The sequence below is a fragment of the Pseudomonas sp. TSRC2-2 genome, assembly GCF_049897785.1.
In the GTDB taxonomy this organism is placed as follows: domain Bacteria; phylum Pseudomonadota; class Gammaproteobacteria; order Pseudomonadales; family Pseudomonadaceae; genus Aquipseudomonas.
Window position 1 is genome coordinate 1 of sequence record NZ_JAFCWZ010000006.1, and the last position, 25,137, is coordinate 25,137.

26 protein-coding genes are annotated in these 25,137 nt (G+C 53.1%); 8 read left to right on the plus strand and 18 right to left on the minus strand.

The genetic code is table 11. The features are described from left to right. Positions 1 to 154 precede the first annotated feature (154 nt). Both ACP7D9_RS13090 and ACP7D9_RS13095 read left to right on the plus strand, forming a co-directional pair. Complete coding sequence (locus ACP7D9_RS13090) at positions 155 to 517, plus strand: histone-like nucleoid-structuring protein, MvaT/MvaU family (protein ID WP_426157873.1); 363 nt, start codon at positions 155 to 157, stop codon at positions 515 to 517. 127 nt (positions 518 to 644) lie between these two features. After that, a complete protein-coding gene (locus ACP7D9_RS13095; RefSeq protein WP_426157875.1) occupies positions 645 to 1,037 on the plus strand; it encodes a hypothetical protein in 393 nt (130 codons plus the stop codon). Positions 1,038 to 1,290: 253 nt separating this feature from the next. Here the strand turns inward: ACP7D9_RS13095 and ACP7D9_RS13100 are convergent, their stop codons facing one another. Then, on the minus strand, positions 1,291 to 2,106 hold the full coding sequence (locus tag ACP7D9_RS13100) for a hypothetical protein (RefSeq protein WP_426157877.1): 816 nt from the start codon (positions 2,104 to 2,106) through the stop codon (positions 1,291 to 1,293). A gap of 210 nt (positions 2,107 to 2,316) precedes the next feature. Between ACP7D9_RS13100 and ACP7D9_RS13105 the strand changes: the two genes are divergently transcribed. The 3 genes from ACP7D9_RS13105 (at position 2,317) to ACP7D9_RS13115 (ending at position 6,341) form a co-directional block, all read left to right on the plus strand. Next, positions 2,317 to 2,841 (plus strand): hypothetical protein, encoded by a 525-nt coding sequence (locus tag ACP7D9_RS13105; RefSeq protein WP_426157879.1) that lies wholly within the window; start codon positions 2,317 to 2,319, stop codon positions 2,839 to 2,841. A 161-nt stretch (positions 2,842 to 3,002) separates the two neighbouring features. Then, positions 3,003 to 4,268: a DNA methyltransferase gene (locus tag ACP7D9_RS13110; protein ID WP_426157881.1), complete on the plus strand. Its 1,266-nt coding sequence runs from the start codon at positions 3,003 to 3,005 to the stop codon at positions 4,266 to 4,268. A gap of 786 nt (positions 4,269 to 5,054) precedes the next feature. Further along, positions 5,055 to 6,341 carry an OmpP1/FadL family transporter gene (locus ACP7D9_RS13115; RefSeq protein WP_426157883.1) on the plus strand — a complete coding sequence of 429 codons (1,287 nt, stop codon included), beginning with the start codon at positions 5,055 to 5,057 and terminating at the stop codon, positions 6,339 to 6,341. Between the two features lie 261 nt (positions 6,342 to 6,602). On the opposite strand, the gene ACP7D9_RS13120 is transcribed toward ACP7D9_RS13115, so the two are convergent. Then, a complete protein-coding gene (locus ACP7D9_RS13120) occupies positions 6,603 to 6,989 on the minus strand; it encodes a hypothetical protein (RefSeq protein WP_426157885.1) in 387 nt (128 codons plus the stop codon). After that, a complete protein-coding gene (locus ACP7D9_RS13125; protein ID WP_426157887.1) occupies positions 6,986 to 8,134 on the minus strand; it encodes a hypothetical protein in 1,149 nt (382 codons plus the stop codon). Before ACP7D9_RS13125 ends, ACP7D9_RS13120 begins: the two co-directional genes overlap by 4 nt. A gap of 164 nt (positions 8,135 to 8,298) precedes the next feature. Here ACP7D9_RS13125 and ACP7D9_RS13130 point away from each other — a divergent pair, with 164 nt between their 5' ends. After that, positions 8,299 to 8,571, plus strand: coding sequence for a hypothetical protein (locus ACP7D9_RS13130; RefSeq protein WP_426157889.1), 273 nt, complete (start codon positions 8,299 to 8,301; stop codon positions 8,569 to 8,571). A 15-nt stretch (positions 8,572 to 8,586) separates the two neighbouring features. Here the strand turns inward: ACP7D9_RS13130 and ACP7D9_RS13135 are convergent, their stop codons facing one another. From ACP7D9_RS13135 to ACP7D9_RS13155, 5 genes are all read right to left on the minus strand, one after another. Then, positions 8,587 to 9,429, minus strand: a complete 843-nt coding sequence (locus tag ACP7D9_RS13135) for a hypothetical protein (RefSeq protein WP_426157891.1) — start codon at positions 9,427 to 9,429, stop codon at positions 8,587 to 8,589. 609 nt (positions 9,430 to 10,038) lie between these two features. Further along, complete coding sequence (locus ACP7D9_RS13140) at positions 10,039 to 11,523, minus strand: ATP-binding protein (RefSeq protein WP_426157893.1); 1,485 nt, start codon at positions 11,521 to 11,523, stop codon at positions 10,039 to 10,041. Positions 11,524 to 11,708: 185 nt separating this feature from the next. Next, positions 11,709 to 12,188, minus strand: a complete 480-nt coding sequence (locus tag ACP7D9_RS13145; RefSeq protein WP_426157895.1) for a hypothetical protein — start codon at positions 12,186 to 12,188, stop codon at positions 11,709 to 11,711. 181 nt (positions 12,189 to 12,369) lie between these two features. Continuing rightward, positions 12,370 to 13,446 (minus strand): helix-turn-helix domain-containing protein, encoded by a 1,077-nt coding sequence (locus ACP7D9_RS13150; RefSeq protein ID WP_426157897.1) that lies wholly within the window; start codon positions 13,444 to 13,446, stop codon positions 12,370 to 12,372. 574 nt (positions 13,447 to 14,020) lie between these two features. After that, entirely contained in the window at positions 14,021 to 14,719 is a 699-nt protein-coding gene (locus ACP7D9_RS13155; RefSeq protein WP_426157899.1) for a hypothetical protein, read from the minus strand. 197 nt (positions 14,720 to 14,916) lie between these two features. Between ACP7D9_RS13155 and ACP7D9_RS13160 the strand changes: the two genes are divergently transcribed. Continuing rightward, positions 14,917 to 15,780 (plus strand): hypothetical protein, encoded by an 864-nt coding sequence (locus ACP7D9_RS13160; protein ID WP_426157900.1) that lies wholly within the window; start codon positions 14,917 to 14,919, stop codon positions 15,778 to 15,780. A 996-nt stretch (positions 15,781 to 16,776) separates the two neighbouring features. On the opposite strand, the gene ACP7D9_RS13165 is transcribed toward ACP7D9_RS13160, so the two are convergent. The 10 genes from ACP7D9_RS13165 to ACP7D9_RS13210 all read right to left on the minus strand — a co-directional run bounded on the left by ACP7D9_RS13165 (position 16,777) and on the right by ACP7D9_RS13210 (position 23,466). Beyond that, entirely contained in the window at positions 16,777 to 17,292 is a 516-nt protein-coding gene (locus ACP7D9_RS13165; RefSeq protein WP_426157902.1) for a hypothetical protein, read from the minus strand. An 85-nt stretch (positions 17,293 to 17,377) separates the two neighbouring features. Then, positions 17,378 to 17,770, minus strand: coding sequence for a hypothetical protein (locus ACP7D9_RS13170; RefSeq protein ID WP_426157904.1), 393 nt, complete (start codon positions 17,768 to 17,770; stop codon positions 17,378 to 17,380). A 122-nt stretch (positions 17,771 to 17,892) separates the two neighbouring features. Beyond that, the gene (locus ACP7D9_RS13175; protein ID WP_426157906.1) at positions 17,893 to 18,243 is read right to left on the minus strand and encodes a hypothetical protein; all 351 of its coding nucleotides are present in this window, start codon (positions 18,241 to 18,243) and stop codon (positions 17,893 to 17,895) included. Between the two features lie 154 nt (positions 18,244 to 18,397). Beyond that, the gene (locus ACP7D9_RS13180; RefSeq protein ID WP_426157908.1) at positions 18,398 to 19,153 is read right to left on the minus strand and encodes a hypothetical protein; all 756 of its coding nucleotides are present in this window, start codon (positions 19,151 to 19,153) and stop codon (positions 18,398 to 18,400) included. Then, the gene (locus ACP7D9_RS13185) at positions 19,143 to 19,502 is read right to left on the minus strand and encodes a hypothetical protein (RefSeq protein WP_426157910.1); all 360 of its coding nucleotides are present in this window, start codon (positions 19,500 to 19,502) and stop codon (positions 19,143 to 19,145) included. The genes ACP7D9_RS13180 and ACP7D9_RS13185 overlap by 11 nt, the downstream gene beginning before the upstream one ends. A 20-nt stretch (positions 19,503 to 19,522) precedes the next feature. Next, the gene (locus ACP7D9_RS13190; protein WP_426157912.1) at positions 19,523 to 19,840 is read right to left on the minus strand and encodes a hypothetical protein; all 318 of its coding nucleotides are present in this window, start codon (positions 19,838 to 19,840) and stop codon (positions 19,523 to 19,525) included. A gap of 131 nt (positions 19,841 to 19,971) precedes the next feature. Beyond that, positions 19,972 to 20,160, minus strand: a complete 189-nt coding sequence (locus ACP7D9_RS13195; protein ID WP_426157914.1) for a hypothetical protein — start codon at positions 20,158 to 20,160, stop codon at positions 19,972 to 19,974. Next, positions 20,157 to 20,549, minus strand: a complete 393-nt coding sequence (locus ACP7D9_RS13200; protein ID WP_426157916.1) for a hypothetical protein — start codon at positions 20,547 to 20,549, stop codon at positions 20,157 to 20,159. The genes ACP7D9_RS13195 and ACP7D9_RS13200 overlap by 4 nt, the downstream gene beginning before the upstream one ends. Before the next feature lie 13 nt (positions 20,550 to 20,562). Beyond that, positions 20,563 to 22,056, minus strand: a complete 1,494-nt coding sequence (locus ACP7D9_RS13205; protein ID WP_426157918.1) for an AAA family ATPase — start codon at positions 22,054 to 22,056, stop codon at positions 20,563 to 20,565. A gap of 1,083 nt (positions 22,057 to 23,139) precedes the next feature. Beyond that, the gene (locus ACP7D9_RS13210; RefSeq protein ID WP_426157920.1) at positions 23,140 to 23,466 is read right to left on the minus strand and encodes a hypothetical protein; all 327 of its coding nucleotides are present in this window, start codon (positions 23,464 to 23,466) and stop codon (positions 23,140 to 23,142) included. A gap of 314 nt (positions 23,467 to 23,780) precedes the next feature. On the opposite strand from ACP7D9_RS13210, the gene ACP7D9_RS13215 reads away from it, so the two are divergent. Then, positions 23,781 to 24,943 (plus strand): IS3 family transposase gene (locus ACP7D9_RS13215; protein ID WP_138763349.1). Its coding sequence is split into 2 segments (ribosomal slippage): positions 23,781 to 24,036 and positions 24,036 to 24,943, totalling 1,164 coding nucleotides; the frame shifts between segments, so codons are not numbered across the junction. The last annotated feature ends 194 nt before the right edge of the window (positions 24,944 to 25,137 follow it).

Below are 25,137 nucleotides of genomic sequence, written 5' to 3' on the forward strand. Positions count from 1 at the left end.
CCTTGGGCAAGGCCGAGTTGAAGGGTCGCACGTTCGGGGATACTGAGTTCGTGATAGGACATAGTGGCAGCACCGTACCGGAAAGGTCAGGTGTTGCACTCAGTTTTTGCGGCCGCCCTTCAATATTGGTTTGAAGGTATCTTGGAGAATAAAGATGTCCCTGATCAACGAGTACCGTGCGACTGAAGATGCTATCAAGGAGCTCCAAAACCGCTTGACCCAGCTCAGCAGCGATAACCGCCTGAAAACGGAACTGGAGTTCGAGGGCAAGCTTCGCGCGCTGATGGGTGAGTATCAGAAGAGTCTGCGCGACATTATCAACCTGCTTGACCCTACCCCTGCAAAAACCGGATTGAAGCAAGTAGCTCCTAAGGCCCGCCGCGCACGTATGGTTAAGGTTTACCAGAATCCGCATACCGGCGAGTTAATTGAAACAAAAGGCGGCAACCACCGCGGTCTGAAGGCCTGGAAAGAGCAATACGGTGCAGACACGGTTGACTCCTGGCTGCGCGGCTAACGCCCACGATGACATGAAGCCATAGCCCCTGAAATCCTCAGGGGTTTTTTTTGGATGACGCGTACAGGTTGGAGAACCATCGAAATATGCTGGGCACTGCTTGCTCACAGAGGGGCCCACTGGCATTATGATCACTCTTTCACTGGTACTTGCTTACCAGATCGCGAAAGCCAAGCTGCTTGCAGCACCTACCCTGTGTTTCATTCGACCGTTATGGCCCTACCTGGACCTTCAGGATTCAGCCCGGACCACTCTTCTTAAGCTGTTTGATCTTCGCCGTACCAAAAGCGCTTCGCTCATACAGCAGACCGAACAACCCATACACACTTGCCATGACTTGGTCCGATTCCAAGTGCAGGCTTCAGGTGTGCCGCATTTTACCGGCCCCCTATTAGCAATGCCTCAAATCGAGTCATTGCTCCTGCTCAAGCAGGAACAAATTCTAGACGTCCAGATGGCTGCCGCTGTCAGTAAGCGGGAACTCAACACTTCGGTGTGGTTCCGGGCCAAGTTTTTTTAAACCTGGTCAGCGAGGTCCGCAGTCGGTGCCTCGGGAAGTTTTCAGTCCCATATAACAACTGCAGCTGCAGATGGTATGAGAGATAGTTACATCTAGTAGGGTTCTCCCGAACGAAAGGACTAACTCGCCTCCACTCTGCACTGCAGAGTTTCTTCCAGGCAACTGGCATATCAGGCTAAAGCACAGACCCCTGCGAAAGCGTGGTCGTAAAAAACCCGGCACACTGTGTCGGTTTTTTTTCGCCTGCGGAATCTCAACGCTCTGCTGGTACTAGATCCTGTGAGGCTGATGCCACAAGGCTGCAATAGAACAACCAACCGCAAATACTCGCTAACAACAGAGCCACTCCTAGTGAGTTCGTTGTAGCGTCAAGCCATTTCGCAGAAGCCTGCAGGAGCACGCCACAAATTACTAACAGACGCATCGGGCCGAGAATCAATTTGTCGCGCTTCGAAAGCCCTTGCTGCAAGAGCTTGGCCTTCTCCCAGGTGACACGCCCGGACATCATCGCCGCAACCAGATAGGGCTCGACCTTACCTCCCATGATGATAAACAGTGGCATGATGCTGAGCTGCTGCTCGACTGCACTGGTGTAGAGGATAACTAGGAGGTTCCTCTTCCCTTCCCCAAGCAACTGGTCAGGAATTTCAAACCGCGGGAGCGTCCCTGCCTGCCATGCCGAAATGTCCGAGCTAAGCATTGCCCCCAATGCAATGAGGTTTAGCAAACCGCCAATGATCAGTGCGAGGGGTGTCGCCAGCCTGAAAAAGTTTCGCCAAGGAGAGCCTGGGCCGATTGCCTTTCTAAACAACAGCGAACCAGGGATCGCCCCAGCCTTCCAACAGCACAGCGCCAACACAAAGAAAACGAGAGGGCTCCCCAAACTGAAGATGTGAAAGGCGGTCTTGCCCATCGTCAGCAACAAGCCAATCGCAATCAGTGCGGCCAGAAAGGTGACCAGAAAATAGAGTGGCAACACCCTGAGAAATATTGGGAGCGCACCATTTAACCAAGTCCGCCATTGGGCAATTGTGATCGCGGGTACCGTCCGCTGCTCGATCATTGTCAATCTCAAATTCCCTCAAATCATAGGTGGTGTAGATACCGACCTTTTCTCCATGTGCGTACCAGACGTACAAGGACCCACGCGAAACAATCTCGAGGCAAGACTACGGCCAGAAGCGAAAAGCGCAAGTGATGCTTCTCCAGTCTGTGCCACTTGCATATTGGAAAGCTGTGAGAGCGTGGTACCACTATTACTGCTCAAGAGAGTCTACCTATGTCTCAACCACTCGATACTGCACTTCCTTTCACCAACACACCGACCACGCCCGAAGCGCTCTATAAAAAACTGGGTGTGTATTGCGTTGCCTGGGAGCAGATGGTGCTCAACGCCATGACGTATCTTTTGGGTGGTGAGTATCAAGGGGGAAGCTATGAAATCCGTGAGTACCTAAACGGCGCATTTGCGATGATCATTCCGGATCAAGCAGCGAAGAAGGTCGCCAAATACGGACACCGTGAGGAAAGCATGACCCTCGAGGCCGCCTCGTTCGTCGCAAATCTTATGGCGTTCTCCGCCTGCAATTCCACTGCCATTGATACTGAAGACGAAGCCGGCAACCTGATGCTGCACGATTTCTACTTTGCATTGAAAGATGTAGTAAGCGGCAGATACGGTTTCATCATTGACGCCAGCGCAGATGATGGGACGCGACCGCTCAACGAGAATGAACTTGCCACAATCCAGTCCGAAGCGAAACCGCATCCGGAGCGGATTGCCATCCTTCGTATGATCGACTGAACCATTTAACCTCTAACCCCCTTCGTCGACCTCATGGCGGCGAGACAGTGCCACCCCCCATCAAAGGTGCTGCCTTCTCCATCAAAAACTGCCCGCATCGGTCGCCGCGGCGGGCTATTTATCTCTGCACCTTCAGCCTAGCAACCCGAGGCCGCAACCCAATGACTGTTCCCCCGGCAAAAGACCAGCTCGATCTGTTCGAGCACGTTGAAAATGCCTTTAAGGCAAATCCTAATCGAGCGCTAAGCAACGATGAGCTTTATAGAATCGTGGCCCGCACGGCCGAGATTCCTGACCATGTGATGAATGCTCGGAGCCCAATTGGCGCAGCCGGCGATTTACACTCAACAACCCGCCGATCGATCCGTTGGCAACAGCAGTCGCTCAAAGCACTTGGAGTTGTTGAGCGGGTCGAGGGCGCCAGAGGGCTATGGCAGCTCACCGAGAAGGCTAAAAAGGGTCTCAACAAGCCTTCGCCCGGTGTCACCCTGCTTGGGTTCAGTACCAACCTCGGTCTGGCCTTGTGGGGAACTTCTCCAGACGCTTTGGCCGGACTCGATGAGCCGATCGAACTCGTCCTAACGTCGCCGCCATTCCCCCTGAAAATTTCTCGAGCCTACGGCAACCCTACGGCTAGTGAATTTGTCGATTTTATCTGCCAGGTACTTGAACCCATCGTGCCGAAAATTTCGGCGACTGGAAGCCTTGTATTAAACCTCACAAACGAAAGTTTCCTGCACAGATCGCCAGGAAGGTCGACCTATTTGGAACGCACGATTATTGCTCTCGAAGACCGATTGGGGCTCACCCTAATGGACCGAATTCCATGGGTTAATTTATCGAAGCCGCCCGGTCCACTGCAGTGGGCAAGTCGGACACGCCAACAGCTGAATGTTTCCTGGGAGCCGTGCCTGTGGCTCGCCCGCGATCCCATTTTGTGTAAGGCAGATAATCGAAGGGTGCTTAGACCTCACACTGCGCGCCATGCCAAGCTTCTGAATCAAGGCGGTGAGCAACGCAGCACCAGTTATGGCGACAACGCCTATCGGCTCCGCCCTGGTAGCTTTGGCGAAATCACCGATGGAGCCATTCCAAAGAACACCCTCCAGATCGGCCACTCCTGTGCCCGCGGCCGGGATCATCGCAAGGCCTTAAACAGTTTGGGCCTTACCCCGCACGGTGCCGGCTGGCCATTCGCTGTGCCAGATTTTTTTATCAAATTCCTGACAGAGCCTGGGGATTTGGTAGCAGATATTTTTTCTGGCCGCGCAATGACTGGCCGTGCAGCTGAAGAGAATCAACGTAGGTGGATCTGCGTCGAGAGCGCACTGCAATACGTGCGTGGAGCGGCCGAGCTCTTTCGTTCATTCCAAGGCTTCTGGATCAATCCGGCATTAGAGGAAGCTTTCAAGGCGACAGAAGCGTAAATCAGCGGCCCGTGGCTTCTACATGCAGACCGAGAAACTGAACGAGTAGGCAACTCTGCCTAGTTAGTTGCGTAGGCACCATTGCCTAATACGGGCTTTGCGATGGACAGCGGTCCATCGCAAAATTTGGGCAACAAGTGGATGATCAGGTCACACACCGGCGCGAACGTCACACCTCATAATGATTGGCGACCGATGCCCCTGATATGGCACAGATTGAGCGAATAGAACCGGGACTAATGGGTAGCCTTGACGATGTTGATTCGACGAGGCCGACGTTATGGTTACTAAAAAACAGATCGCTACCGGATTGGGCGTTGCTACGCTCTTGGCCCTAGGGTTTGCCGCTTCAATCAGCACCGGAATGATGGCGGGGACTATACCCGCATCTCTCTACGGACAGGTGGGCGACGCGCCGGGTTGCCTGACCAATCTAAGGCAAAATGCAGCACAATGGGCGGAATTATCACGCGCTCTAGTCCACTCCGAGCCAATGCTAATGGATGGCACGTCAGGCGGTTACTGCTTCAACCCACCAAAAAGGTCTGGTCGTCTATAACCGACCGAGACCGGTCGCGCTGAGCACTCAGCAAACGTTCGCTACCCCGTTGGTCCCGCCAATAACACAAAAGAATCTTCTGAAAGTTTTTTCTAAAGATTCACAAATCTGTGTTTGATTGTCCTACAAAACCGCTCTATCTCCGGCAATACAGTCAATGCGGGCTATGGCGCTGCGTGCATTTTATTGGTAATTTCCTCGGCGCTGACCACCAAGGATTAATAATAATGAAAAAAGTGCTTCTCAAGAATACGATCGGTTTCGCTGTGGCCGTGGCATCCACTCAACTTTTCGCCTCTGGATTCGCTCTTAACGAACAAAGCATCAGCGGCATGGGCACTGGTTTTGCCGGCCGCTCTTCTTCTGCCGATGACGCCAGCACTGTATTTGGTAACCCAGCTGGCATGGCACGCCTTAAGCGGGAACAAGTGACCGTCGGCGCAGCAGCCATTCTCGCCAAAACCGATATCAGCAGAGACGGCAGCAACTCTCCAGGCGGCAGCTTCGATGGCGACATGGTTCCTACCGTAGGCGTGCCGATGGGCTATTACGTCAAGCCGATTGATGATCAATGGGCAGTCGGATTTGGCATTTATGCACCGTTTGGCCTGGTCACCGACTATGAGAACGGATTTGCCGGCCGTTACTTCGGTAGCTATAGCAAGGTTTCGGTCGTGACTCTTCAGCCGACCGTCAGCTACGCCTTCAACGACAAGATTTCGATCGGTTTTGGTCCGACCATCAACCGTATTGACGGCACATTGAAGTCTGACGTCCGCGGTAACCTTGCTGGCACCAACGATGGTGAAGTGAAAATTAGCGGCGACGACACTGCCGTTGGCTACAACATCGGCTTGATGGTTCAGGCTACCGACAGCACGCGTCTGGGTCTGACCTATCACTCGATGGTGGATTACAAGCTCGATGGCAAGACCAGGATCTCCGGTGCTCCGTTTAGCGTTTTCAGTGGTAGCAAGTTTGATGCCTCACTGAAAATTAAGACTCCAGAGTCCGTTGATTTCTCGGTTACCCACGAATTTAACCAAGACTGGACACTTTACATCGGTAGTACTTGGACCCGTTGGAGCCGCCTAGAGGACATCACAGTCAACAATAGTGGCGTTCCAGCACTGTTGGGCGGCAGCGCTGGCCCAATTGGCACTATCAGTGAGCCGCAGAACTGGCACGACACTTGGGCCCACGCTATCGGTGTCACCTACAAGTTCAACAAGGAATGGACACTCCGTACAGGCTTCTCGGTCGACCAGTCACCTACCAACAACGAAGACCGTTCGCCGCGAATCCCAACTGGCGACCGCAAAGTGTTCAGCCTTGGCGCTGGTTGGAGCCCAACTGACGACATTACTGTTGACATGGCGTACTCCTACCTTATGGAAGAAGACGTAAAAGTCAGTAGTTCGAGGCCGCTTGTCCCAGGCGTCAATAGCACCTACAACGCCAAGTACGAAAACAGCGCGCACGGTCTAGGTCTGGGGCTGACGTATCGGTTCTAAACTTTAGGCGCTAAAACAATAAGCCCCGGCGTGAGCCGGGGTTTTCTTATTCGAGTGTCGTTTAAACATAATTCGAGTTTGCTCCCGAACCCGGGACAAGCGGAAAATGACCAAGGCGCACAAGCTGGCGGACTCTTGCGTAGGTGTATGGAAAGGCGCAAGGATATGTAGCCTAGGAGAGTGTTTGAGGATGTATTTTTAAACGCTGATGTTTATGACTGCTTCCCGTGGCACCGGTGTGGACCAGGCAGTACGGCAGGGCTAAATAAAACCAGACTTCACGGCTATACCAAAACAGATCATGACCAGTAGCAGACCAATCACGCTCCATTGCAGCACGGCGAGCTTTCGTTTGAGTGGAGCTGGAAAACTGGCTAAATCTTCGGAGCTCAGCTCGCCCCTTTTCAAATGAAACCCAGGAAAGGTCACAATTCCTGAAATGCCCCCGACGAGCAAAAGCTTACCCCAAGGCCCTCCATGCCTAAGGGGAGCGCGAGTCGTAATGGCTGAGCAATTTTTCAGGTGCTCCAACATCAGATCCAACTTCGAATAGGCCAGGTGCAAACAGACGCCTATCCAAAGAATGAGCCCTGCTATATCAACGACGGCGATGAGCAGGAGTACCTTATCAACGATGTTCAGACTCATTTAATTGCCTCATAAATCTTTTCACCGGCCCATTCACTTGTAGCGCCTCCAAGTGCGCCGCCCGCATATGAACCTGCTGCTACAACGATGACGCCACAAGCTAACGTTGCCATTCCGCCGGTAGGTACGCCCAACCCAACGCAGATGACTCCTGCAGTGGAACCGCTCAAGAACGCCCCGGCAGCAGCACCGCCAGCCACTCCTCCGACGAAGTTACCACCCTCGGTATATTTAATCTTTTCGCAGGCCTCTTTATTCCCAGCCGCACAGACTTCCTGAACCTTCAGATAAGATGCACCACCCCCAACTGCTGTACCCACCCAGCCGCCATACTTCACAACCTTTGCAGCTCTAGCGACACCCTCCGCGTGAGTGGCATAACCGGGAATCTGTCCCGGAGCGCCAGCCAGGCTCCAGTGGTGCACCAAACTTTTGCTTGAGATACCCAGCGCTGACTTCAGGCTTGGATGATCAGGGAAGCCGATGCCTTTTTTTGTTAGCCCGTTGAGCTGTCTATCGAGCTTGGCAAAAAGTCGTGCACGCTCATCAAAAAACTCTGAGCTACGCAAGTGACCGTCACGCTGAAAGCTTTTCTGGTGCAGAGTCTCGATTTCCTTCAGAGACGTTTTCACGTCGTCCAGGTTTTTGGCGAAGATCGACTCCCCGACGCCTATTGACGTAGATCCTTGCGAAAGCATGGATTCTATCTCGCTGCGATGGCGAACCATGAAACTGGCTTCTTCGTCGGTCATGGGCTTGAGTGCCGCATCGACCTTTTGAGCCGCGTCCATGAGCAAGGCTTCTTCACGTGTGCATTGAGGATTATTCGGATCACTCAAAACGATGAGTTGACCGGGCTTGGCATAACCGGAAACGTGAGGATTGAGGCGAGCAAATTTCTCAAGCGCTGCACTATCCGGCTTATCGAACAGTGCCATTTCTAACGCAGAGCGGGGCATGGCTTGTTGAACGATATAAAACCCTGGCTCCGCCGGTGTTTTTGCAGCAGCCGGTTTTTCCGCTGGTGCCTCAGGATATTCTGCCCAGTACTTGGCGTGCAGATCGATCGGTTCTACGCCACGGTAAATCTTCTTTCGTGGTGGGTTAGGTAGTGCGGGCCTTGGCACATTTCCATATTCACTCATGACTCATCCTTGTCTAGCTGGGGAATCTCGAAACGGGGTTTTGACAATCAGAGGCTATCGAAACAGCAAAGGGCTGGCTGTAGGACAAAGCCTAAAAAGCTGTGCCAGAACGACTGATTCGTATTATTCGCCGGGTGCGCAGGATAGCTGGTGAGGAGAGATGGGTGTATGGCAGCGAAATGCCATCGGCCGCCTTACCTTCCGATCTGGATGTGATGGTCCATCGAGGACTCTTGATTCCAGGGCATAGTCAGCACCTCTTGAGCATGATTGAGCGGCTGAAATGCCATCATCAGAGCTTCGATAAAATCATCGCAAAGTTGATGGCCAGGAAAAACGAACATCCCGAACAAGGGCCCGAACAGATAATAGATAGCCTGCGAGTTTCCGATCCGCGTATTCAGGGCCGGCGGCGAGTACCGCCGGAGAGTGGTTGAAGAGAGCTGGTTTGGTCATGGAGCATCGACCTTATCCTCAGCCTCCCCTTCTCCAATTAAGCCCTGACTGAGAATGAGGAAACGGACAGTTGGGGCGCCATTTCTTGGACTTCGGCAGATAGGTATTCCTAGGGAGCGGCGACGTTGACTGACCGCTCCTTCTGTAAATGCGCCGCCGAGCAAGGCCGCGACCTCAGAATCTTTAATTTTGCCGAGTAAGGCAATGCGTTCGGGAGTCCAGACCTTGGGGTGTCGCTTGATCCCCAATTTCTTACGGAGTACCGAAAGTGTGGTTGATGAGTAGCCAAACCTGGCCACCAGCGCACGATCGGGCACCTTCCCCAGCAAGGACAACATTTCTTCAGGGTACCTAGGCACATTTACACTTTGGATACCCCGGGCTTTGCGCTCCTTCTTCAGGTAGTGCAGGGTGTAACCAAACTCAGTGGCTAGGTCCTGATCGGAACGCACCCCCAGTTGACTGACTAGTTCCTGCGGTAGGTTAACTATCTCGCGTTTTTTTTTGGATGACGTAAATGTTGGAATTGCAGGTTTAACCGTGGATGCGATATCCAGTTTTTTTCGAAGAGCACAGACGCTTGCGATGTGATAACCAAACCGCTCACCGACCTCCCGGTCAGTGACCTTCCCGAGCAGCTGAAGCATTTCTTCTGGGTATTCACCACGCTTGAATTGAGCAATACCCAAGGAAAGACGCTTTTGCTTTAAGAAGTAAGCCGAGATCCCACATTCAAGCGAAAGGTCGCGGTCCGAACGCTTGCCGAGTTGCTGAATCACAGCTTCGGGGATCTCAACAAGTTTGGGGCTATTAATCTTCTCTTTGGATCGGTCGCTCATTCATCGTTTCTTAGATGTGATTTCTTTCGGTTAGAAGTGTCACTCAACAGTAATTTCAAGAGGTTGATTCTCTTGCGCTTGGCATCGAATTAGGACAGCAACTGCATGACCTATTCAGCCTGGGCTCGTTGCTGTTCTGAGGACAGTTGGTCTAGGCTCGGCATGGGAGTCATGCCGCTAATTGTGCCAGAGCAGACTTTCATCGGCGACCTAGAGATTGGCTAAAAGACCGAGGCCCATCGTGATTGAGGCACCGGCACCTGCCTTCCCCATGGTTTGCTTTATTCTTGGGCTGGTCCTCGCCGCAGACTTTCAGGAGCTAGGTCAACCTCCACGGTGCGACACAGGGGCTTGTTCACCTCATCGGTCAGGGCAACCAGGCGAGGTGCCCTCTCCCCTTCCATGACACTCCACAGGCAGCCACGGCGATCCTGCAAGATGGCACCCTTGCCAATGGGAAGGGAGATGCGTTCCAACCGATCCAGCATCGCCACATCTGGTATTGGATCTCGTAGTGGCTCCTGTGGAACTGGGGACTGGTCCGCAAATGCCAAAAGCGGCAAAATAGCAATCAGTGCGATTGGTAGAATTTTCAATTTGCAATCTCCATTAGGCTATTGAGCACCAAGCCCAGTCGTTCTGCGTTTCGCCTTTCATTTTAAGCTGGACCAGCATCGTTTTGGTCGACGTGACCCAAGCCAATGCTTCTTCGCGCAGGCGCAGTTTTGTCGCGCTTGGCCTCCAGTAAATCTCGTCGATACCCAAAACAATCTTGGTGGCCACAGAAGCGACAAAGTCCTCCGGGAAGTGCGTCGGGCTCTGGGATGCTGCCACAAGCATCACGCCAAACTTTCGCGCCTCTTTAGCGATGGTGTTAATTGGATTATCAGGATCATCGTCGGCGTAGATATGCGCCTCGTCCAAGATGATCACGTCTTGAATATGGTCCTGAGGGCCACGCTCCACCGCTGCCATGAACAACTCCTCGAGCTTGAAGAGAACAAAAAGCTTCCGTTCCTCCATGGACAGCGCGTGAATGTTGTAACGCCAAATAGGGTTGCTCATTTCGAACGGCGGTGGCGTCGGTTTGAAAATACCGATCGCATCGAGATTTTGCAGCCGGTCGACTACAGACTTGAGCACGTCAGTGCTGTCGTACTTCATCAGGGAGTTCAGCTCGCGGCCCGTGGTGATGGACTCGACATAGGTAGCGAAGGCGTCAATTGCCTTCTTCTTCGCCTTGTCCAGCTCGAGCTTTCCAGCCTCATCTTCAAAGTTTGCCTCACCTTTGCGGAGAGCTTGGATCGCCTTCTTGCGGTAGGCCTGTGCGGATCGGTTGGCAAGCTCAAGATAGGTGACTGCGTCGGCTCCAGATCCCAGGAATGACTGCTGTAGGATGTTCTGTGCCATTCGCAGGGCATCTTTAATCGAAGGGTTGGTTCTGGCCATGAGCTTCGGAGGCCACCGAGTAACAGCTCCTTCGTACTGATCCTGATTGATGTACCAAGAGTAGAGAGGTCCGCCACTCCAACGCGCACCCAGGGCCTTTGCCTCGTCTTTTTCGGCCTTTGGTACATCGATGAACAACCGCTCCTCATGACCATCGCTCATCAGAACCGCGGTCTCGTCCTGAACGTACCAAGTCGATGGATCATCTTGCTTGAACCCATACTGGGCGTAGACGTCGGTCAAGATATTTCGCAAGCAGGCCTCCTGTTTGGGCCCCATCGTGCGCATGGTCCGATTCATGGTGGACATGAAGGACTGGATTCGCTTTCTGACGCCGCCAAAATGAGGATCAGGGTTGACCTTCAGTGGATTGAGTCCCCAACACGTCTGCTCGGAGAATCGGACTTCGGAAGCACCAGGAATCTCCAGATCACCATGCACATCAAAAAGGTGAACGCGCGGGATCTGGTGCCCAGCGGTTCTTAGTGCCTGAGCAATCATTTTCCGAAGCGTGAAAGTTTTACCTGAGCCGGACATACCCACAATCAAAGTATGGCCATTGACAAGCTTTGAACTGTCCCAGATGACAGGGACTGTTTTGCCCAACTTCAATTCCTGGGCGTCGAGGCCGAATCGAATCTGCATCTACGAATTGCCTTATCTTTTTTTACCCTAGCGACGCTAGGCCATTGATAGAAGCAACTGTAAACAGCAGGCGGATCCGAAAGGGGCAGGTTTGTACCCGTTCGGGGGGCAAACAGATAGGCTGAGTCTAAGAAGTCAGCTTACCCAGCCCCAACCATGACCAAACAATTGATCCTTCTTGAGGTTCAAGCAGCCGAGACGAGACGCAGTCCACGCTGCATGTGTGCCAAGCGCACTTGAGATTGCGCCAGGGGCTCACCGGACGTTGATGAAAGCCTGACTGCATCAATAAGCCCTGCGCCGGTTACTCGCCTCATGTCATCCGATGCCTTCATAAGTGCAACAGCGCAGCCACGCATGAGATCGGCGAGGGCCGCCTCAGAAAGCTCACAGTGAGGGCCTAGAAATGAACCATCTTCTTCGTCTACGTCAACGCAGAGCAAATCAGCAACCAGGGCCAGCCAAGATGAGTGAACGGCCATGGCTGCAAATGGGTGCACGTATAGCTGGCCAGCGCTGACCCGATGAAGCACTCGGCATTCCGCCTCATTTAAGGCATCAACGAAAAGACCTTGAAGTTCTTCAGTTGATACTGACATCACCTCCATAGACAGCGAAGCCGACAATGCAGTCATGTGAGGAGCAAGGTTCAAAAATGGCGACATCGTTAAGATCCTGAAATGTTTGAGCTCAAGATACGTCGTAACCCCAAACTGCAACCTTGGGGCCATGACTCGCAGTGCAAAAATGGATTACCGCAGTTGAAGGGGCAACAACCGAGAAGCCCCCTCTACCTGATGGCCGGGCAAGAGCAGGCCCAGAGCAACTGAGCCCAGAATCAATTGCTCAATCTGGGATTTCTTGACTGGCATCGATGAGTGCAGCCGCAAGCAGAGAAACCTGCTCTCTGTTTAGGACAGCCAGATCACCCTCCACTCCCATTTGTAGGTGCACCGCTTTATCAACCACATCGACCTTAACAACGGTGACGGAGGCCGCCTCATGCTTACCGGTTGCCTCAACCGATACTGGCCCGCTCAACCGTCTACGCGAACGAACAATTGACTCTTCTGCCCCAAGAGCAGTTGGAGTGAGGAGGTATTGCTTGGTCGCTTCCGGGAGCGATCCAAAGGCGATCTCATTGACACCGAAACGCTGCCGCATTTGCCACCCTTGCACGTGAGCCCGGTGCTCAATGAACGTTTCATCCGTCGCCATACCTGGCAACCCGACCAGGTCCCTTACCGGCAACCATAGGCCTTTCGTGAGATCAAGCCGATAAACCACTTGGGGTTCGCGGTTCTCTGGCCCCTTAGCCCGCGACCTAACCTTTGGAATTGGCCGCCCCAAGACATCATAGCGTTCTGGCCAAATCTTCTCTGGCCTGACTCCTAAGCATCTGGCCACCAGTTGCTGCAGATTATCCAATCTGGTGGAGCCCAAGGTATCCAATGCAGACCGCCTGATACCAAGGTGCGACGTAAGGCTAATCAGAACGAAACCCCGGTTTCGCAAGGCTGCCTTAAGCCACGTCAAACGCGCAGGTTCCTCAATCGGCAAGCCTTCTAGATCAATTGGACTGCCTGAGTGCTTTTTCATGAGATCGGTGAAGAGCTGCCGTGCCGGGACCGTAACTGGCAGACCAAACAGCTCTGGCAACGTCGACTCAATTTTCGCCTGGAGCTCATCATTCCAGACGACATCGTAGCGCTCAGGGAAAAGGGTTCCTTCGGAAACTCCGAGCGCTTTGGCAATTTCAGTTTGCGCTGCTGGATAGTTACGATTCCCAGCCGAAGCGATGCCGGTCACACCTGAGGACTTGGAAAGTGATGAGAGGGATATCCCCTTCGCCAACAGCGCTACCTTGATTGCATGCCAACGAATAGCCATTTGAAAATCAGGGTATTTATCTTTAGTTGTCATACCAAACACCTCGCGTCTTTGGTATGACCCTCTCATGGACTTCTCAATGTGCAAGACCGGGCTCCACTACGGTGAAATCGCCCTCCATTGCTCTCCATGCTGGTGGCTCGGCAGCACATTTTATGATTAATAACAGGCTTCACCGCAAGAAATCTTTTGCCTGCCATATTTATCTTTGTTTAGTGGAGCCTGGGCATCACTAAATGATATCGGTTTAGTCCATGAATAAACGTGCGCTACCTACCCCTTAAACCTTTTCTACGGTAGCTTTAGCAAGGACGTTAGTTGCAAGTAGCATTCTAGCGATGTGAACGGAAATGACTGGATCGCGGCATTACGATAGCAAAATGCAATTAACGAAAATGTGATTGCCACCATTACAGCGGCCTGCTGGACCTCCCGGCTAACCTGCTAGAGGCGCAACTGGAGTAAGAAACACAAGCTATATAAGCCACCTCTTCTAATCCGCTAGGACCGCCACATGCAAGTAAATTATGAATACGCTGACAACTAGATCTAAAAAACAGGTCCATCCAATAACTTCTGTATATTAAGGCTTTCACCAGGCAAATTTTCAATTGAATTTTTTAGCTTTCTTTATACGCCATGACTCAAGCCCAACCAGTGCACATACAATAGAAAGAACACTAACAACGCAACCATACAGAAACTTACCTCGAGCGAATGACGTAACACCGTCAACTGCTGCGATTGCTGACATCGCATACATTACAGCTGGCGATGGGATCATTTGATAATAGTTAGCATATTTCTTATTATTTGACCTTTGCTTTACAAGCACCTTCTTCGCAGGACCAATAAGCTCTCGCAGGTTTTCTAGACTGCGTTGGCAATCTGCAACTATATTGTTTGGTAAATTATAAAGAACGTCAGATATTGACTCAACGAATGCTGGGTCATTGCCGGCGGCACCGCGAATTTTAGCCAACCCTTCGTGCAACACATGAGCAGCTTCCGCACCCAGAAACATCCGTTCCTCGCCGCTTGTAAAGGCATTTTCAAGTATAGGAAGGGGGTAGATTTTGGCCCCGACTTCGTCCCCCCATTTCCGGAGGCACTGGTCGACCTGCAATTCATTAGCCCCAGGCAGGCGAACAAAATAGCCAATTTTTCGAGAGGACGAACTCATCTCTTCAATTAAAGATTGGCTGCTTAGGCTTCCGTCAAGGACTGCACTTAAGCAATTATCGTCAATGACTACGGCAATAATGCCAACTTCATTGAGTGCATTGAAAAGCGATCGAATTGTCACGGCGATTCTCCCACGAGACTTTCACAAAAGAATTACAGATCTGCATCTTGTCTGTGACTGGTATTCGCCCCTACGAATGGCCCAAATTATCCGTGCTGTACCGCAACCTGCACTTTTTTGTACGAGGTAAATAGACCGGGCTTGCATATTTCCCAAACGCGCGAGGATGGAGTCTGAATTCTCTCAGGTACTACTCGATGTCCGTCTCAAATACTCCATGGAAGTATGCATTTCATTCCGGCATGTCCTCATCAGCTGATCTGAGAGCCGCTACAGATCTTGGCCTCCCCGTTGGCGTGGTCGCCACATTACTCACCACGCGCCAGATTTTCCTTACGCTCCCCAAACACCTCGACGCCGGCGGCAAACTGTTCGTGGATTCGGGTCCGTTCAGCGCCTTCCAGAAGCGCACCACAATGGACTGGGAGAAGGTTTTTCAAACCTACGAGACGCTCATTAATCAGACCAGTCATTGTGAGAATCTTTCTATAGTTGCGCCCGACGTGGTTGGGGACCAGGTAGCCACCCTTGAGCTATGGACTGAATATGCCCAACGCGTGCAGAGTTGGGTTGCGGCGGGAGCGCGGGTTATTGTTCCCCTGCAGGTAGGACGCCTGAGTGCCGGGGACCTTCTTGAGGAGGCGATTAAGCTCTTTGGTACTCGAAAGGTGTGTGCGGGGGTGCCGTCGAACCTTGCAGCAATGACTGCGAACGACGCCGCGACGATCACGCATGGTGACTTCCACATCTTGGGCCGGGTCGTGCTCACCGTTGAACTAGCTGAAAAGGTGCTCGCGATCCTTATATCAAATCCGGATGCACAACTGACTGCCGACGCCAACTGGCTCCGCGCAAGAACCGCGCGCATCTCCAGCCTCGCTCGTGATCTCCCCCGTTCCAATCTGCCCTTTGACTGCCGACGGTCGAGGGCGATTAAGGAGTTGCTGTTAGCGGGGTTACCACCTCCAAGGCAGTCAAATCGGACGCGCCCCTTGAGCGCTCCCCGCCCGTTGAGGCCCCACCAGTTGAGTGTTGCCCCAATAATAAAAACCGGCGCTTAACGCCGGCTTACTGATTCTCGGATCTGACAAAAACGCTATTTCACGCAACTAGTACGCCGACGACTGTAGCCAGCCCAGGCAGCGGGCCACCCATCCTGATGGTTCGCATGGACAGTGACTATCTCCACGCACTGCGTACTGCCCAGCTTTGACAGGTACGCCGATGACACCGCCCGGGGAACCACACTGTCCTGGTCCCCGACCAGATGCCGCTGAGGAATCGTCCTGAGCTTGTCTGCATAGCTCACGGGATCAAGCGAACCACTTAACTGCGTCAACCCCTGCAGCTGCGTCCAAGCCGTAACGGCTATGTTGCCGGCAAGGGTTTGAACTGAGACTACGTCATCCCTTTTCGCAGCCAGAAGTAGGGCTACTGCGCCGCCACCTGAGTAACCCACCAGCTCAATGCGCGTCACCGTATACCGCACTTTCAGAGCGTCAAGAGCGGACGACATGGATGCAATGACCAGAGGGCTGAAACGCTGATCGGTCCACATCTTGGTATTGCAATGCTCGTTCGAGACGAACTGGCAGGGCCTGGCGAGGTACACAGCTCCGCCAGGATCGTTAGCAGCGAGATTTGCTACAAGGTTTTCATGAGGCGTTGGATCTGTGCTGGGTTGTCTTGCAGTCGCCCAAGCGTGGCCATCGCCCTCGACGTAGACCCTCAACACATCCCCTTTCACGGCCTTGGGCAGTACCGCCTGGACAGGGTAGATTCCTCCGGTATAGATCACGGTCGTGCGGCCCGCAGCTTGAGCATCGCCTTCGAGGCGAGCGGTGTAATTTACACAGCCCGTGCTCAAGGCCACCCCCACCATTACAACGCTGATACGTGCACACAGTCGGAGATCAGTGAAGGGCATCGAGGTTCTCAATTTACTGTGATCGAAGTCCCATGATACCCAACGGTTATTGAATGCAAGTGATCGACGTGAACACCTGAATTTACTCCATAATCAGGTGTGCATTCCCACGATGGGAACGGTGAAAACCTTACAATTCAATAAGTTGGTAATTTTGTACGCTCAGTGACCCTCGCTTTCTGAGCGTAGCTTGAATTGCCTCCTCGCTCGGCTTTCTCATCCAAAAAGTCGCCGCTTCGGCCCCGCCAAATTCCAGATAAATTACTGCCTCAACTCGATGTGTCATACCGGCATTCTTGTACAGACGGTCGAATCGTTGCACCCGTGCGCTCGTCGAACTCAGCGCCGCCCGTGGATCGCACGAGTCGTGCGTCACCGGTTGGGCAGTGCCGTTCAACTGCTGGCTTCGGAACTCTCCAGAAGAGTCTTCTGAATCAAGGCGATCAGGGAGGAATTGGCAGGTCAAGCGATGAGCACGATCGAGCACCGACCTTACTTGATGAGCTGACAAGCACTTCTCGAGAATTGACAACCAAACCGTCGGTCCCGTTGCTGACTCAGTTTGAGCGGGTCTGAAATTACTAAGGTCTGTCATGGCAGCATCCTGCTTGGCTATATGTTCCATTCTGATCAACCAGTTGGTCATTGATCCGTCAATTTGCCCCAATAGCCGGGGCTATCTTGAGCACCATTGATGCTGCAAGGGAGCAGGCCCGTCCATGGCTAACGCGCTAATCGATCCCTGTAGGTGCATTCTCCTTGGCCAGCAGTGCAGCTATGACTATCAGGTAAATGCCAGTACCCGACAGCACAACGATGGCCGAGGTAACTGCCAGAAGATGCAGGCTGATCAGTGAGTTCAGATGGCCGCACATCGCATACGCGCCAATGGAAATCGCCGGGGCCAGAACACCCATCAAAAGGAGTTTTAGAACAGTCAGGACTTTCGTACCGGTGAGACTGTGAGCCAGATATAGGCCGCACATGATTACTAATGCGGCAACCAGGTACTCAAAGAAACCTGCTGCCATATACGTCACGCCATCAATGCCCGGCCTGATTGAAAAAAGCTGGACCAGGATGCAGAACGCGGAACAGATGATTATCGGCTTTAAGAACTTCAAGTGTCGGACCCTCGACTCGCCTTTGTAGGGTGAAAGGGTCAAGTATTCAGGCGCGAAAAAGGCATTGATCCGCCCTAGAGTGAGGGCGCCAATGCCAGGCGGTCACAAGAGTTAGCTTTGCCCTAAGCCAAGAGAGCTACACACAAGATGAACAACCCGCCGAGAACAAAGGCGTTAAAGAGCCAGAGCGACGCGCTGCCATTTGACGCACCGGAACGACTCAGGGAGTAAAAGGCCAACGCTTCGATGGTCACAGCCCCGGCTGCAGCTGCGGTTTTTATTCCGAAAGCCTCGAACAACATCCACATCGTAGAACCGAGGGTAAGGGAGACGATGAGAACAAAGAGAGCTGGAACGTTGAATCCGAGAACCACGAAGGTAGTGGAGGCCAAGACCCTTGTAGCTGTGAACACGCCCCAAAACAAGAAACCAGCGAACACAGCCGCTGCAACTACGATAAAGACTTGAGTCATATTTCTGCTTGCTCCTGATTGTGTTCCCGAGGACGCGAAACTGGCGTGTTTCAACCGACCTGCCTCGGCGTTTTAGGGTGGGGATGGAATGTATCGGGTCGAATTGCAGGGTTGGCTATAGCCAGCCTATCGGTTGCTTCGATTCCACGATTAATCAATCCAGATAGAGCCGGCGACCTGAAGCTGATGTGGATTCTGGAGCTGACTCAGTCGTCGGAGGCGCTGGCTGCGTTGGCTGTAAAACAAGTGGTGGAGGCGTGATTACCCGGGCCGCAGGTTGTTGGGATGCCTGCTCGACCCACAACCGGGCTGGGCTGGCAGATCGCTCAAATTCGGCAGCTGAGGCTTTGCGCTCAGAGTGGGCCACAATTATCACGATGATAAGGACAATCCCAAACGCTACCCCAAAAACCCAACCAAGGACTGATTTGGCGACGCCGTCATCCTCGGTGGGAGTGCGAGTGGCAATCGAACTGAGATCCGTGAAGGACGATACCGAGCCACCAGTGGCCTGATGAGAGAACTTGATCTGCAACCTGTTCTCGTCGCCGTTCTGAGTGACATCAACAATTTTGGCGGTATTGCCTGCCAATTTAAGGATTGTTTCCTGAGCAGTCATGGACTCACCCGTGACCATGCCTCCCAGAAAGCCATTGAGACCACCATCGGGAACCCGGCACCGTATCTCCCCGTTAATTGTACGAAAGCGCCCCGGGCAGACCCTGAGCTCACTTCCTGCCTCATGATTCCACTGATCCCATCGCAGGTTCAATGTCTTGACCGACAGAACATCCTGTTTCACCGGTTGCGACGGGGACGCGCCTTCCTCAGCTGACGCAATCCCGACAAAACTACCCAATGAAACAGCCAACAAAACAACCGCAACCCGGACGAAATTATCAATCAGCACTATCTATCGCTCCCAACTGCACTGGGCTGCCAAGTTTCCCCTGCCTGTAAATGAACTCTTTTTCAAAGTGAATTGCTGCCGAACGACTTTCGAACGGTCCATGCGATTCTTTATCGATCTGGACGTTCCACTGGCAGTGCCAGCGCCTGGTCCACGACGCGGCTCTTGACTCATCATTGACCAGTGCGCGAAGCGCTAGAAAGCAACCGCGCTGAAAGCGGCCCGTGGGGAGGATGCGTGAGACACGTTTCTTGTCGAAACCCGTTACGGTAAGCCCCGCAAAACTGACCTCATCGGCAAAGCCGGTAACGGTTCCATTGCGTATGACGATTCGTCTTTTATGAGACATAAGCGCTCTTCTCTGCTCCGTCACTTGTCGGTGACATCATCCAAAAAAAGACGTCTACCTGAAGGTCTAACAGCCCCTTCAGTTGTTGGGGCCACTATTGCTCGCCCTGGCAAAGCCAACTCGGCTGGTTTCATGGGAGTTACATCCGTAACAACGACAGAGCTTCGAGTACCCTCAGCTTCCAAGGTCGGGCTAACACTTGAGCTCTCGAACGATCCGATCGAGCCGAACAGCCCTAACGCAAGGGCAAGGAACAGAAAAGCGCTCCAGCCCGTTGCAATCCAACCGATTAGCACCACTACAGCGGCGATGAGAAAGATTTGTTTTGCGCTGTTCATCCAAAAACTCCAGTGCTCTACCAGCCATGAATCCGATTACATCAACACATAACTCCAGACCCACCACTGCGAGCCAGCCACACGTCGACGCACTAGCTCGGTTTGGATACGGTCTGGGGTTTGTCGAGCTATTAGCTGGAGACATACTCTGCCTGATCACTTTCACGCTGAAAGTCGTATTCCGGTTTCTTTTCGACCTCCTGCATCTCGAGGCCTTCGGGGCGCAGACGCTGCTCCAGCGTTTCGCAGGTCTTGCCGTGGAACCCCTGGAAGTCGCCATTGATACGGCCGCCCTTGATCGTGATAACGACTTTCTTCACCACACCACCTCCTCAGCAACAACCTCGAGCGTGCCATCGGCCTGAGTCATCACCGTCACGTTATAGTTTTCAGCTTTGAGTTGTTTCTCGTAGTGGTACGCCAGATAGCGATCGACGATCTTGTTACTGGTCTGGGCAGTCCAGGCCCCATACGACCCGTAGTCTTCCTGGTACTGGTTGAAAACGCCGCCCTCAAGTCGAAATCCGATCCGGCGCTGGTGGTCTTGGGGATCGAGCAGGACCAGCGAGTAGCGCTCATCCGTGTACCCAACGCCCACTCGATACAGCTTTTCGTTTTCGCGAACTTCCCCTAGCCCGGAAAGTGCCTTTACCAGCACATCCAGGTCCGTGTAGGAAACTGATACCTTTCCTTTAACGATATGACTCATTGATTTTCTCCTGTTAGTCGACGCTAAGCTGACGTCCCATCGTCGAGCCCGGAACTTTGTCGTAGGTGTTGGCAGGGTAAAACCCTTGGTCACCCAGGCGCCGGATGCTGTCGATGTCGGCCTTGCGGGTGACGCTTGTAGGTGTGATATCACCCAATGCTGCCAGCAAAATTTCTTGGCTCAGCGCCGTATCCTTGGCGTTGGCGATGTACAAGGCATCAACCACCGCTTGTTCAATTTCAGCCCCGGTGTAGCCATCACTCCCGTCGATCAACGCCGGCAGATTGAATTCTGCGGGGTTGGCCTTGGCCTTATTGATATGGATTTGAAAGATTGAGGAGCGCTCCTCGATGCTCGGCAAGTCGATGAAAAAACACCGATCCCACCGCCCTGCTCGCATCAGTTCAGGTGGTAGCTGACTCACCCGGTTAGCAGACGCCACGATGAAAATTTTGCCCTTCCGCTCTTGGAGCCAGTACAGGAAGGTACCGAGGAGACGCTTCGAAACTTCATGCTCACCTTCCGAGCTACCGAAAAACTTTTCGATCTCGTCAATCAGTACCACTACCGGCGCGATCTGCTCGACGGTCTGCAGCGCACGGGTGAACTTGGCCTCAGTCTCACCGAGATATTTCGAGTAGAAGCGCCCCATGTCCAGACGGACCAATGTCGTTCCGAATACACCTGCGGCTGCCTTAGCCATAAGCGTTTTCCCGCCGCCAGGCACACCGGCCAACAGCAGCCCTTTGACCGAAAGATTTTTTTCCCATCCAGCTTTGCGGATGTTCAGAAATTCCTTAAGCGGTCCTAATCCACCTACAGTCTCGATAGCCACGGGCTCGAGCACATCCAGCCCCACATCACGCAGGATGTGATTTTTCTCCCGCCGGATTTCCCCAAGATATTCATGCCCTTTGCGCTTCAGATAGGCCGAGTAGATGAACACGTTACGCATTTGGCTGTGAGACAACCCCATCGCGTGGTTCGCGATAATCGCGCGTTCGGCTTCACTGAAGATTGTGGGTGTCATGTCTGCCCGACCGGCTAAACTTTCGCTGGCAAATTGGACATCGCGCTCAGCACTCAGCAGTACGTCAATCACCTCCTGCTGATCCATCGGAGGTAGGTCGATGTGATAGACAAACTCCTCGGACAGCGCATCTCGGCCGGCGATGACATACGTCACACCGAGCTCCTCAATTGTGGCTAAGGACGCCTTCAAGCTTGGAAGGTTTTCAGGATTGGCCTTACTGCGGTCAAAAAAGTACTGGTCAAAAATCACCGTACCTCGACCGTTTTTATCAGCCTTGCCAGCCAGGTTCTTGATGTAATCGGGCGAAGGAACTTGCTTGAAAGGCATGCTTTCAAACGTTTTTTTCCGCTCCTTCGCTGCCGCATCGACGACTTGAATAGCCCGGCTCATTTCAAACGTGTTGATGGCCACCACGGGAAAAGCCAGCATTAGCGGGATGCTGATGCGATCGTTGTTGGTGTCAGATACAGACATCAATCTCATCTCCATTGAAAAATCTATGGGTTCAGTGTTTCACGAGGCCACGGTCAACTGGTGCTTCATCTGAGCCGGAAGCTGGGGCAAACCCCACTTGCGCTGGGATGGCTAGCCCAACCAGGAGACGGGGCAACAAACCATATCAGCATGCCACCAAGGGCAGAAATGCAAGCTTGTAAGAAAGTGCAGACGACTGGAGGCGCATTAGGAGTTGGGATGGTGGAAGTAGGGGGGCGTTGGCCATCATGTCGCCCGAAGGTATGATTTAAGCAGGCTAGGAAAGCTCACGTTGACAGGACGCCGAGCAGGTTTATCGAACAACTGGCAATGTTTGCCAAACCAGGTCATAGCTGAGAGATCCATCGAGCTCGCCCCTTTTACCCCATAGTCAGGTAAATGGGCTCTGGTAGACCTTCAGGACGAACCACTCGGTTTTTTAGGACCTTAATTTCCGATATTCGGCTTGAAGACCTGATTTTGGGGTAAGAACCCGATCGATAAGCCCGACTCGCCGGGCTGCCTGGACTGTTCATTGCTGTGTTCCCATATTCAGTCCAAATGTAGCTTCCGCCCCACCCTCCAGGGCTGCTCCGCTTGTAGGGGCTCCATGCGATCTGTATTTATTATCGCAACCGGATCAGGCCCATTCGCAGTTTCTTGGAGCTGCCCTACTGAGGACGGTAACGGTGAAGGTGTTTCAGCGCCCGCTTTTCGCTCAACAGATCGCCCAGAGTTTCCTGAGAAAAAGTACATAATGGCCGTTAACAGAAACATCGGGCCCATGACCATAGGGATGAACTTCATCAACTCGTCCAGATTATCGGCCATGTTTTGTAGTACTGGTTCGGCAAGCGCCACCCCCGGGAAAACCCCGACCAACAGAATTAGGGCCAATGGAAAATGTTTTCCAAGCATGGTGCATCTCCGTATCGTGATGCCTCATTCTCCAATCAGCGCGAACTGTGCGGGCACCAATTTGACCTCAGTTTAGGGGCGAACCTTAGTCTATCCCCCACATAGCTACAGCAGAGGGTGGGACCTCTAGCTTGCCCTGACGCGGGTCATTCATCCCTTAGGTTGTTACGCAGTAGCTTTTTCAGGATCGCTGCTTGGACCATGCGCGGCGATGGATGCCTTTAGGTTATCCCTCACAAAGGCAATCGCTTCCTGCGCAACGACTGGCCGAGCCTCCATCCAGAAGCCAACCGCGGACGGACTTCGCTGAGGGTTGTCGCGGCACTCAGAACCACGAAGCAATAGCGAGACGTCCCCTTGCAGGTTGTACGAAGAGTAATTTTGCTTTTCCACATCAACCCAGTAACTCGCGTTGGGCACTTTGAACATCAACTCCAGAACCTTTAGCACGACGGCGGCCAATGGATCACTCGACGCCTGCAGATGATTCATCAACGGACCGAGGGTACGCAGTCGTTCGATGCGAACTCGATTTCCCCAACTGATCAAGCCGGCGGTTCGCCCCTGAAGTTTGGGGAGCTCAACCTTATGGAAGCCTTTGCCCTGAAAAGCTAACCAATCCTTTACTTTCTGACTGCACGCACCGCACAAGGTAGCGTGGGCATAGTTCAGATCACTGCGTAGCCCACCTTTATTCCTGTAGTGGAACTTGAATATATCGGTGTGAGCGCAGACACGTTTTTGTAGTGGTCTAATGAAACCGGACACCCATTTAGGCGAGAATGCTCGCCAGATAGAGGTGTCTGATGACCAAGCAACGTCGTTCCTTTTCCGCTGAATTCAAACGCGAGGCCGCAGGCCTCGTGCTCGATCAAGGCTATAGCCATATCGAAGCCAGCCGCTCGCTCGGGGTTGTCGAGTCCGCGTTGCGTCGCTGGGTTAACCAACTCCAGCAGGAGCGCAACGGCGTTACTCCGCAAAGCAAAGCGCTGACGCCTGAGCAGCAGAAAATCCAAGAACTGGAAGCGCGCATTGCTCGCCTTGAGCGGGAGAAATCCATTTTAAAAAAGGCTACCGCGCTCTTGATGTCGGAAGAGCACGAGCGCACACGCTGATTGATCAGTTAAGTACCCAAGAGCCGGTCGATTGGCTTTGCGCAGTCTTTGATGTCACTCGTTCGTGTTACTACGCCTACCGCCTCAGGCGCCGAACTCCAGACGTTGAGCGGCTTCGGTTGCGCAGCCGGGTCAACGAACTGTTTACGCAAAGTCGAAGCGCCGCCGGTAGCCGCAGTATCGTGTCGATGATGCAGGAAGACGGCGAGCAAATCGGGCGGTTCAAGGTGCGAGGCCTGATGCGGGAACTGGAGCTGGTCAGCAAACAACCTGGATCACATGCCTACAAACAAGCGACGGTTGAGCGGCCTGACATTCCGAACATCTTGAATCGAGAGTTTGATGTGCCGGCGCCGAATCAGGTCTGGTGTGGCGACATCACCTACATCTGGGCTCAAGGGAAATGGCATTACCTGGCTGTCGTTATGGATCTTTACGCGCGCCGAGTGGTGGGCTGGGCGCTGTCGAACAGGCCGGATGCGGATCTTGTCATCAAGGCGTTGGACATAGCTTACGAGCAGCGTGGCAGGCCTCAAGGGCTTTTGTTTCACTCGGATCAGGGCTCCCAATATGGCAGCCGCCAGTTCCGTCAACGGCTCTGGCGTTACCGCATGCGCCAGAGCATGAGCCGTCGTGGAAACTGCTGGGATAACGCGCCGATGGAGCGTGTGTTTCGCAGCTTGAAAACTGAATGGATACCGACCGTGGGCTACATGACAGCTCAAGAAGCGCACCGCGACATCAGTCATTACCTGATGCATCGGTACAACTGGATTAGACCGCACCAATTCAACAATGGACTGGCCCCAGCTCAGGCCGAGAAAAAACTTAACGTCGTGTCCGGGATTAGTTGACCACTACATTTTGTCGGGGCGCCATGATGATTTGCGGCCATAGGTTCACCACTGATTACGATTGTGAACCCAGTCTCACTCATCTTTTTAAAGTGCAAGGGGGGGCAGTTTGTTGCTTTAAATCTACCCTAGGGAGAGTACCGCTCCACGGCCTTGTTGAACCCATCCAGTGCCCATGGATGACCTTACAGAGC

Coding starts and splice junctions, on each gene's coding strand:
- ACP7D9_RS13090 (WP_426157873.1), top strand. CDS start 155: ATGTCCCTGATCAACGAGTACCGTGCGACTGAAGATGCTATCAAGGAG.
- ACP7D9_RS13095 (WP_426157875.1), top strand. CDS start 645: ATGATCACTCTTTCACTGGTACTTGCTTACCAGATCGCGAAAGCCAAG.
- ACP7D9_RS13105 (WP_426157879.1), top strand. CDS start 2,317: ATGTCTCAACCACTCGATACTGCACTTCCTTTCACCAACACACCGACC.
- ACP7D9_RS13110 (WP_426157881.1), top strand. CDS start 3,003: ATGACTGTTCCCCCGGCAAAAGACCAGCTCGATCTGTTCGAGCACGTT.
- ACP7D9_RS13115 (WP_426157883.1), top strand. CDS start 5,055: ATGAAAAAAGTGCTTCTCAAGAATACGATCGGTTTCGCTGTGGCCGTG.
- ACP7D9_RS13120 (WP_426157885.1), bottom strand. CDS start 6,989: ATGAGTCTGAACATCGTTGATAAGGTACTCCTGCTCATCGCCGTCGTT.
- ACP7D9_RS13125 (WP_426157887.1), bottom strand. CDS start 8,134: ATGAGTGAATATGGAAATGTGCCAAGGCCCGCACTACCTAACCCACCA.
- ACP7D9_RS13135 (WP_426157891.1), bottom strand. CDS start 9,429: ATGAGCGACCGATCCAAAGAGAAGATTAATAGCCCCAAACTTGTTGAG.
- ACP7D9_RS13140 (WP_426157893.1), bottom strand. CDS start 11,523: ATGCAGATTCGATTCGGCCTCGACGCCCAGGAATTGAAGTTGGGCAAA.
- ACP7D9_RS13145 (WP_426157895.1), bottom strand. CDS start 12,188: ATGTCGCCATTTTTGAACCTTGCTCCTCACATGACTGCATTGTCGGCT.
- ACP7D9_RS13150 (WP_426157897.1), bottom strand. CDS start 13,446: ATGACAACTAAAGATAAATACCCTGATTTTCAAATGGCTATTCGTTGG.
- ACP7D9_RS13160 (WP_426157900.1), top strand. CDS start 14,917: ATGTCCGTCTCAAATACTCCATGGAAGTATGCATTTCATTCCGGCATG.
- ACP7D9_RS13165 (WP_426157902.1), bottom strand. CDS start 17,292: ATGACCAACTGGTTGATCAGAATGGAACATATAGCCAAGCAGGATGCT.
- ACP7D9_RS13175 (WP_426157906.1), bottom strand. CDS start 18,243: ATGACTCAAGTCTTTATCGTAGTTGCAGCGGCTGTGTTCGCTGGTTTC.
- ACP7D9_RS13185 (WP_426157910.1), bottom strand. CDS start 19,502: ATGTCTCATAAAAGACGAATCGTCATACGCAATGGAACCGTTACCGGC.
- ACP7D9_RS13190 (WP_426157912.1), bottom strand. CDS start 19,840: ATGAACAGCGCAAAACAAATCTTTCTCATCGCCGCTGTAGTGGTGCTA.
- ACP7D9_RS13200 (WP_426157916.1), bottom strand. CDS start 20,549: ATGAGTCATATCGTTAAAGGAAAGGTATCAGTTTCCTACACGGACCTG.
- ACP7D9_RS13205 (WP_426157918.1), bottom strand. CDS start 22,056: ATGTCTGTATCTGACACCAACAACGATCGCATCAGCATCCCGCTAATG.
- ACP7D9_RS13210 (WP_426157920.1), bottom strand. CDS start 23,466: ATGAATCATCTGCAGGCGTCGAGTGATCCATTGGCCGCCGTCGTGCTA.